Source organism: Cysteiniphilum litorale (assembly GCF_003428165.1).
Taxonomy (GTDB): Bacteria; Pseudomonadota; Gammaproteobacteria; order Francisellales; family Francisellaceae; genus Caedibacter; species Caedibacter litoralis.
Window position 1 is genome coordinate 1 of sequence record NZ_QLIQ01000183.1, and the last position, 597, is coordinate 597.

1 protein-coding gene is annotated in these 597 nt (G+C 41.7%); it reads left to right on the forward strand.

The window, feature by feature from the left end; genetic code table 11:
* The coding region (locus tag DNJ75_RS15200; RefSeq protein WP_170137251.1) for an integrase core domain-containing protein at positions 1 to 597 on the forward strand (597 nt) is incomplete at both ends.

Here is a 597-nt window from a genome sequence, read left to right on the forward strand (position 1 = left end):
TTGATTGTCGATAATGGCTCAGCTTATCGCAGTGATTCACTACAGCAAATCTGTGCACGTTTAGATATTCGCCTGATTTATTGTCGTCCGTATGAACCTGAAGGCAAGGGTAAGCTTGAACGTTGGCACAAGACCGTTCGTGAGCAATTTATCAATGAAGTCAACCTTGCTGAAATCAGCTCGTTATCTGACTTTAACCTACGCTTACAAGCATGGTTACAAGAGATTTATCATCACCGTCAGCATTCAGGGCTTGTTAAACAATCACCGATGGAGCGCTTTCGCCAAGATGTTGGACATATCCGTCATTTAGGTGAAAAGGCACAATCTATTGATGAGATATTTTATCATCGTATTGCGCGCAAAGTATCTAAAGTCGGTATTATCCACTACGAAAACCAAGCCTATGAAGTGCCTTATCAGTACTCAAGTAGCAGCGTAAACTTAGTAGTTGACCCACACTTAAAACAAGCCAAATATATTGAAAGTCGATGTGGTGAGTATTTGGCAAAAGTGGTGTTATCCGATCAACAAGCCAATCTTACACGTAAGCGTCAAAGACCGACGATGATCACAGCTGAAGATGCTGATCAGCAA